We start from the raw sequence: 6,764 nt of genomic DNA, 5'->3' as shown, positions 1-6,764 counted from the left end.
CCCTCCCATCCCCTGGAGCGCACTTCAGTGACTGACCCCGACACGCGCGAACCGTCCACCGCCGACCGCTTCCAGCTGCTGGTGGAGGCCGTCCAGGACTACGGCATCTTCATGCTCGACCCGGCGGGCCACGTGATGTCGTGGAACGCGGGGGCCGAACGCATCAAGGGCTACCGCGCCGACGAGGTGATCGGCCGGCACTTCTCGATGTTCTACCCGGAGTCGGCACGCGCACGGCAATGGCCCGACCACGAGCTGCGGCAGGCCGCGGCGGTCGGCAAGTACGAGGAAGAAGGCTGGCGCGTCCGCAAGGACGGCACGCCGTTCTGGGCCAACGTGGTCATCACCGCGATGCGCGATGCCCACGGCACGCTCACCGGCTTCGGCAAGGTCACGCGCGACCTCACCGAACGGCGCGCCCACGAAGAAGCCCTTCGGCAAAGCGAGGAGCGCTTCCGCCTGCTGATCGAGGGTGTGCGCGACTACGCCATCTACATGCTCGACCCCGACGGCATCATCCAGAGCTGGAACGGCGGGGCCGAGGACATCAAGGGCTACGCGGCCAGCGAGGTGATCGGCAAGCACTACGGCATGTTCTTCCGGCAGGAGGACGTTCAGGCGGGCCTGCCTGTCCGGGAACTCAAGGAAGCCCTGGCCCACGGCCGGACCGAAGACGAAGGCTGGCGCGTGCGCAAGGACGGTTCGACCTTCTGGGCCAACATCATCGTCACGCCCATCCACAGCGCGGACGGTTCCCTGCTCGGCTTCGCCAAGGTCACGCGCGACATGAGCGAGCGCAGCAAGCTGCGCGAGTTGGAGCATTCTCTGAAGCGCATGAACGAGTTCCTCGCCATGCTGGCCCACGAGCTGCGCAACCCGCTCGCGCCCATCCGCAACGCGGTGTCGATCCTGCAGCTGGAGGGCTCGCCCAGCCCCACGCTGCGCACCAGCCGCGACATGATCGACCGGCAGTTGACCCACCTCACGCGGCTGATCGACGACCTGCTGGACGCCGGGCGCCTGACCAGCGGCAAGATCCGCGTCAAGCCCGAGCGCGTGTCCTTCAACCAGATCGCGACCCGGGCCATCGAGGTGGCGCGGCCCGCGATGGACGCCCGGGCCCAGGCCTTCGACGTCGACATCCCGGCCGCCAACCTCTGGGTGAACGCCGATGAAATCCGACTCGCCCAGGTGCTGCAGAACCTGCTGGGCAACGCCTCCAAGTTCACGCCCATCGGCGGCACCATCAAGCTGAGCGCCCGCGTGAACGGCACCCGCCTGCGGGTGGAGGTGGCCGACAACGGCGAGGGCATCTCGGCCACGGCCATCCACGACATCTTCGCGCTGTTCTCCCAGGGCGATGGCATTGCCGCGTCGCGGCAGTCCGGCCTGGGCATCGGGCTGGCGCTGGCGCGCTCGATCGTGGAGATGCATGGCGGCACGATCGCCGCCACCAGCCCCGGCCTGGGCCAAGGCAGCGTCTTTCACTTCGAACTGCCCGGCGCCTTCGTGGACGCGACAGCGAGCCAGCCGGAAACCCCCTGGCTCCTGGTCGTGGACGACAACCGGGACGCCGCCGACAGCCTCGCCGACCTCCTGCGCATGCTGGGTTTTCGCGTGCGCACCGCCTACGATGGCAAGGCCGCGCTCGAAGCCGCCCGCCAGGACGGCCCGCGCGTGGCCTTCCTCGACATTGGCATGCCGGACAAGAACGGCGCGCAGGTCCTGCAGGAACTGCGCGACCTGCCCGGTGGCGACACCCTCTTCGCCGCCGCCGTCACGGGTTACGGCAGCGAAGACGAAAAAGCCGGCCGCGCCGACTTCGACGGCTTTGACGCGCGCCTTCAGAAGCCGGTCAAGCTGTCCGACCTGAAAGACCTGCTAACCCGCGCCCAGCTGGGGAGTTAACCTTCATGGCCCCTTGTTCGCAAAGGACCGCCATGACATCCTCCCTCCTTCTGTTCGCGCTCGCGCTGGGCGTGGCCCACACCGCCGCCGCCCAGACCGCGCCACTGGACGCCGCGGCCAGCGACCCCGCCAGGCTGGGCTGGATGGTGGGCTCCCCGCCCCCACCGGAGCGGCAACTGCGCTTCGACGACGGGAGCTACTTCCAGTTTCCCGCGATGCGCTGGAGCGTGTCGAACTTCCGCCAGCTCATGCCCACGGTAAACGTCTCCCGCGGTGTGGGCGCGCCCACGCCGCTGCCGCGCGCGCTGCGACAGGACATCGACGCCGTGCGCTTCACCCCCCTGGGCGGCGCGGCCACGATGAGCTGGGCCGAATCGCTGGCCGCCAACTACACCGACGGCATCCTGGTGCTGCACCAGGGCCGCGTCGTCTACGAGCGCTACTTCGGCGTGCTGAACGCGCAGGGGCAGCACGGCGCCATGTCGGTGACCAAATCCGTCACCGGCACGCTGGGCGCGATGCTGGTGGCCGAAGGCCGGCTGGACGCGGACAAGCGGGTCGCGGACTACGTGCCCGAGCTGGCGCGCTCGGCCTTCGGCAACGCCACCGTGCGGCAGGTGCTCGACATGACCACGGGCCTCAAGTACAGCGAAGACTATGCCGACCCCAACGCGGAAGTCTGGGCCTTCTCGCAAGCCGGCAACCCGCTGCCCAAGCCGAAGGACTACACCGGCCCGCGCAGCTATTACGAGTACTTGCAGACCGTGCTGCCCGAAGGCCGGCACGGCGCGGCCTTCGGCTACAAGACCGTCAACTCCGATGCCCTGGGCTGGGTCATCGCGCGCGTCACCGGGCGCAACGTGGCCGAACTGCTGTCCGAGCGCATCTGGAGCCGGCTGGGCGCGGAGCAGGACGCCTACCTGACGGTGGACGCCACCGGCACCCCCTTCGCCGGCGGCGGCCTCAACACCGGCCTGCGCGACCTCGCGCGGTTTGGCGAGATGCTGCGCCAGAACGGCCGCTTCAACGGCCAGCAGATCATCCCCAAGGCCGTGGTGGACGACATCCGGCGCGGCGGCAGCCGCGAGGCCTTCGCCCAGGCCGGCTACAGCCTGCTGCCCGGCTGGAGCTACCGCAACATGTGGTGGGTCACCCACCAGCCCGACAGCGCCTTCATGGCGCGCGGCGTGCACGGCCAGCGCATCTACGTGAACCCGCAGGCCGGCGTGGTGATCGTGCGCTACGCCTCGCACCCGGTGGCGAGCAATGCCGCCAATGACCCGACCACGCTGCCGGCCTTCGACGCGGTGGCGCGGCACCTCATGCGCCAGCCGCGCTGACGCCGACCACCCTCACGAACTCAGGCCGGCACGTAGGTCAACCGAAGCACGTCCTCGCCCATCGGCTCGTGGCTCACCAGCCGCAGCGGCGGCCGGGGTCCGGCGAAATAGGGCTGGCCCTGGCCCAGCACCACGGGGTGCAGGTAGATCCGGTACTCGTCGATCAGGCCCAGCTCGGTGAGGCGCTTGGCCAGGTTCGGGCCGGCCACTTCGATCTCGCCGTCGTGCCCCGCCTTCAGCGCGCGGATCGCGCCCTCGAGGTCATCCCCCACCAGTGTCGCATTGGGGCCGACCGACTTCAGCGTGCGCGAGACCACCCACTTCGGCTGCCGGCGCCACGCCGCCGCGAAGGCGCGTTCCTCGGCGTTCCATTCCGGATGCTCGTCGTCCCAGTAGCGCATGATCTCGTACATCACGCGACCATAGACGCTCCCCGTCTGCCCCTGGGCCTGCTCGATGAAATGGCGAAAGAGCACGGGGCCGGGCGCGAAACCCGTGTGGTCGACGTAGCCGTCGAGGGACTGGTTCATGCCGAACACGAGCTTGGCCATGGCGTTTCCTTTCTGGTGCAAAGGGGCCGCCGCCAACATGGGCGCCCCACCCTCACGACGAACGGGCCAGGGCGCTTTCGACATCCGGGGAGCGGCAGCGCCCACCGGGTGTCTGGTCACTGCGGCGTGAGCCGCTCCAGACCGCCCAGGTAAGGCCGCAGCACCTCGGGCACGGTCACGCTGCCGTCGGCGTTCTGGAAGTTTTCCAGCACCGCCACCAGCGTGCGGCCCACCGCCAGGCCCGAGCCGTTGAGCGTGTGCACGAGTTCGTTCTTGCCCTGCGCGTTCTTGAAGCGCGCCTGCAGGCGCCGCGCCTGGAAGGCTTCGCAATTGGAGACCGAGCTGATCTCGCGGTAAGTGCCCTGCGCGGGCACCCACACCTCCAGGTCGTGCGTGCGGGTCGAGCCGAAGCCCATGTCGCCGGTGCACAGCACGATCACGCGGTAGGGCAGGCCCAGCTTCTGCAGCACGGCCTCGGCGTGGCCGGTCATCGCGTCCAGCGCCTCGTAGCTCTTCTCGGGGTGCACGATCTGCACCATCTCGACCTTGTCGAACTGGTGCTGGCGGATCATGCCGCGCGTGTCGCGCCCGGCGCTGCCGGCTTCGGAGCGGAAGCACGGCGTGTGCGCGGTCAGGCGGATCGGCAGCTCGGCTTCGGCCAGCACCGTGTCGCGCACGGTGTTGGTCAGCGTGATTTCACTGGTGGAGATGAGGTAGAGCGCCTGCGTGTCCGGCACTTCCTCGCCTTCCTGGCCACCCTTCTTCACGGCGAACATGTCGCCCTCGAACTTGGGCAGCTGCCCGGTGCCCAGCAGGGTCTCGGCGTTGACGATGTAGGGCGTGTAGCACTCGGTGTAGCCGTGCTCCTGCGTCTGCACGTCCAGCATGAACTGCGCGAGCGCGCGGTGCAGGCGGGCGATGGGGCCGCGCATGAAGGTGAAGCGCGAGCCCGCGAGCTTGGTGCCGGTCTCGAAGTCCAGCCCGAGTTTTTCGCCGATGTCGACGTGGTCGCGCAGCTTGAAGTCGAACGCGCGCGGCGTGCCCCAGCGGCGCAGCTCCACGTTGCCGTTTTCGTCCTCGCCCACCGGCACGCTCTCGTGCGGCAGGTTGGGCACGGCCAGCAGCAGGTTCTGCAGCTCGGCCTGGATCACCTCCAGCCGCGCGGCCGAGGCTTCCAGCTCGGCCTTGAACGCCGCCACCTGGGCCATGGCCGCGTCGGCCTCGGCGTGCTGGCCCTTGCCCTTGAGTATGCCGATCTGCTTGGACAGCGTGTTGCGCTGGCTCTGCAAGTCCTCGGTGCGCGTCTGCAGCGCCTTGCGCTCGGACTCCAGCGCCTGGTAGGCGGGCACATCCAGGTAGGGCTGGGGCTGCTTGCGGGTCTGCAGGCGCGCCACGACCCCGTCGAGGTCTTTTCTCAGTTGAACGATGTCTAGCATGCGGCGATTGTAGTTTTGCGCCCCGGTCGGGCGCGGCGGGCGCGCCTCAGCGCAGGTGTTCCAGCGGCTTGGTGTCTTCGCCGTCGATCTTCAGGCCCTTGGGCAGCGGGAACTTGATGGTCTCGGTCAAGCCGTCCATCGTGCGAACCGAGATCGCGCCCAGCGCCTTGATGCGCTCGATCACCTGGCGCACCAGGATCTCGGGCGCCGAGGCCCCCGCCGTCAGGCCCACGCGGCTTTTGCCTTCGAACCACTCGGCCTGGATCTCGTCGGCGCTGTCCACCATGTAGCTGGGCGTGCCCAGCTTCACCGCCAGCTCGCGCAGGCGGTTGCTGTTGGAGCTGGTGGGGCTGCCCACCACGATCACGATGTCCACCTGCGGGCTCAGCAGCTTGACCGCGTCCTGCCGGTTCTGCGTGGCGTAGCAGATGTCCTGCTGCTTGGGTTCGCGCACGCTGGGAAAGCGCGCCTTCACGGCGTCGAGGATCTCCGCCGCGTCGTCCACCGACAGCGTGGTCTGCGTGACCACGGCGAGCTTCTCGGTCTGCGCGGGTGCGGCGCGGGCCACGTCGGCCACGTCTTCCACGAGGTGGATGCCGCTGTCGAGCTGGCCCATGGTGCCTTCCACCTCGGGGTGGCCCTTGTGGCCGATCATGATGAACTCGTAGCCCTCGCGGTGCAGCTTGGCCACCTCCACGTGCACCTTGGTCACCAGGGGGCAGGTGGCGTCGAAGATCTGGAAGCCGCGCTGCCGGGCTTCCTCCTGGATCGCCTTGCTCACGCCGTGCGCCGAGAACACCAGCGTGGCACCGGGCGGCACATCGGAGAGTTCCTCGATGAAGATCGCGCCCTTGGACTTGAGGTCGTTGACCACGTAGGTGTTGTGCACGATCTCGTGGCGCACGTAGATCGGCCGGCCGAACTTGGCCAGCGCGCGCTCGACGATCTCGATCGCGCGGTCCACCCCGGCGCAGAAGCCCCGGGGTTCGGCCATGATGATTTCGGGTGAATCGCCCATCACAGCACCCCGATCAGTTGCACTTCGAAGCGCACCGGCTGGCCCGCCAGCGGGTGGTTGAAGTCGAACAGCACCGCGCCGTCCTCGCGCACCTGGACGGCCGCGCCCGCGTAGCTGCCCAGGCCGTCGGGCGTGGGGAACTGCACCACGTCGCCCGCGGCGTACTGCTCGTGCGGGTCGCCCAGCTCGTTGAGCAGCTTGCGCGCCACCCACTGCACCATGTCCGGCTGGCGATCGCCGAAGGCCTCGCCCGCGGCGAGTTCGATCACCGTGCGCGTGCCCTCCTCCAGCCCGATCAGGCGCTGCTCGATCGCGGGCGAGAGTTCGCCAGCCCCCAGGCTGAGCGTGGCGGGCTTGCCTTCGAAGGTGTCAATGATCACCTGTCCCTGCGGCCCGGACATGCGGTAGTGCAGGGTCAGGAAGGAACCTTCTTGGACTTGGGGCATAGGTGGGGGAGTATGTCAGTAAAAAGTATGCGAAAAAGGCGGCTGGGGGCCGACACAGCCCCTAT

The 6,764-nt window shown here is 68.7% G+C and carries 6 protein-coding genes; 2 read left to right on the top strand and 4 right to left on the bottom strand.

Going from position 1 to position 6,764, the window contains the following annotated elements; all coding sequences use genetic code 11:
* Nucleotides 1–12 precede the first annotated feature (12 nt).
* Together AC3WPZ_RS12990 and AC3WPZ_RS12985 are read left to right on the top strand one after the other, a co-directional pair.
* A complete protein-coding gene (locus tag AC3WPZ_RS12990; protein WP_492439943.1) occupies nt 13–1,908 on the top strand; it encodes a PAS domain-containing hybrid sensor histidine kinase/response regulator in 1,896 nt (631 codons plus the stop codon).
* Between the two features lie 32 nt (nt 1,909–1,940).
* Nucleotides 1,941–3,248 (top strand): serine hydrolase domain-containing protein, encoded by a 1,308-nt coding sequence (locus AC3WPZ_RS12985; RefSeq protein WP_492433052.1) that lies wholly within the window; start codon nt 1,941–1,943, stop codon nt 3,246–3,248.
* A 20-nt stretch (nt 3,249–3,268) separates the two neighbouring features.
* Here the strand turns inward: AC3WPZ_RS12985 and AC3WPZ_RS12980 are convergent, their stop codons facing one another.
* The 4 genes from AC3WPZ_RS12980 to AC3WPZ_RS12965 form a co-directional block, all read right to left on the bottom strand.
* The gene (locus AC3WPZ_RS12980; RefSeq protein ID WP_444688395.1) at nt 3,269–3,799 is read right to left on the bottom strand and encodes a dihydrofolate reductase family protein; all 531 of its coding nucleotides are present in this window, start codon (nt 3,797–3,799) and stop codon (nt 3,269–3,271) included.
* Between the two features lie 116 nt (nt 3,800–3,915).
* Nucleotides 3,916–5,235, bottom strand: a complete 1,320-nt coding sequence (gene serS, locus AC3WPZ_RS12975) for a serine--tRNA ligase (protein WP_492439940.1) — start codon at nt 5,233–5,235, stop codon at nt 3,916–3,918.
* Nucleotides 5,236–5,281: 46 nt separating this feature from the next.
* On the bottom strand, nt 5,282–6,253 hold the full coding sequence (gene ispH, locus AC3WPZ_RS12970) for a 4-hydroxy-3-methylbut-2-enyl diphosphate reductase (protein WP_492439938.1): 972 nt from the start codon (nt 6,251–6,253) through the stop codon (nt 5,282–5,284).
* Nucleotides 6,253–6,699 (bottom strand): FKBP-type peptidyl-prolyl cis-trans isomerase, encoded by a 447-nt coding sequence (locus AC3WPZ_RS12965; protein ID WP_492439936.1) that lies wholly within the window; start codon nt 6,697–6,699, stop codon nt 6,253–6,255. The genes ispH and AC3WPZ_RS12965 overlap by 1 nt, the downstream gene beginning before the upstream one ends.
* Nucleotides 6,700–6,764 lie beyond the last annotated feature (65 nt).

Source organism: Hydrogenophaga sp. FW305-3-2-15-A-LB1 (assembly GCF_058787875.1).
This window is presented reverse-complemented; position numbering and strand designations above follow the sequence as displayed.